This window comes from Treponema sp. R80B11-R83G3, from assembly GCF_054786115.1.
In genome coordinates this window covers 1-983 of the sequence record NZ_BDHF01000284.1, presented here as the reverse complement: position 1 = coordinate 983, position 983 = coordinate 1, and the positions used below count along the sequence as shown (strand labels likewise).

General features: G+C 41.1%; 1 protein-coding gene. It reads right to left on the bottom strand.

Translation table 11 applies throughout. The features are described from left to right. Nucleotides 1-954: Gfo/Idh/MocA family protein (locus ACYVRH_RS13340; protein ID WP_461257383.1), on the bottom strand; the 954-nt coding region annotated here is incomplete at its 3' end. Between the last annotated feature and the right edge of the window lie 29 nt (nt 955-983).

Here is a 983-nt window from a genome sequence, read left to right as displayed (position 1 = left end):
GTCATTTTCAATAGCTTCAATAAAATCTTTAAACAGGGCGGAGTGCCCGAACCCATAAACGGTGGGAGGATCTTTTTCGTTTGGATTTAAAACTTTTTCTTCTATGTCTCCGATTTTCTCAGCGTCAGCAAAACGCCATGTTTCCAATTTATTAACTGCAAGTCCTCCAATTACAACCGAACCTTTTTCGCCAAAGACGGAAAGCGTTTCATTTATATTTTTGGGATAAATATCCGCGCTTCCTTCGATTATTCCAACAGCGCCGTTTTTAAACTCAATTATTGCGGCGCCAAAATCTTCCGCTTCGATAGGACGAATAAATCTTCGTGTCTGCGCCTGCACGCGAACGGCGTTTTCGCCCATCATCCACTGAAGAAGATCAATGCCATGAGTGCACTGGTTCATCAACGTGCCGCCGTCTTGTTCCCATGTGCCGCGCCATGGCGCTTCGGCATAATAGGCTTCATTGCGGTTCCAACGGATTTGAATACTGCCATGAAGAACTTTTCCAAAACGCCCCGCTTCAACGGCGGTGCGGAGTTTTTGCACTGGAGCGTTAAACCTGTTTTGAAAACAAACCGCAAGTTTAAGATTTTTTCTTTTGGCGGTTAAAATCATTAATTCAGCGTCTTTTGTTGACAATGCCATCGGTTTTTCACAGATAACATGGCAACCCGCATTTAGGCAATCTAACGCGATTTGGCAATGCTTGCCAGATTCCGCGGCTATTGTTACAATATCTGGTTTTTGTTTAACGAGCATTTCCCTGTAATCTGTAAAAAGAGAAAGCTTAGCGTTAGGAAAACTTTTTTTATATTCGTTTTCTTTTTCTTGCGCTCGTGATAAAACAAGATCGCATATCGCCGTTAATGTTAGTTTATCGGCGTTATTTACAAACGCTTCAATATGTTTAAAACTAATTCGACCGCAGCCGATTAATCCAATTTTTTTCATTACAAATTTCCTTTTTTATTTAATAATGG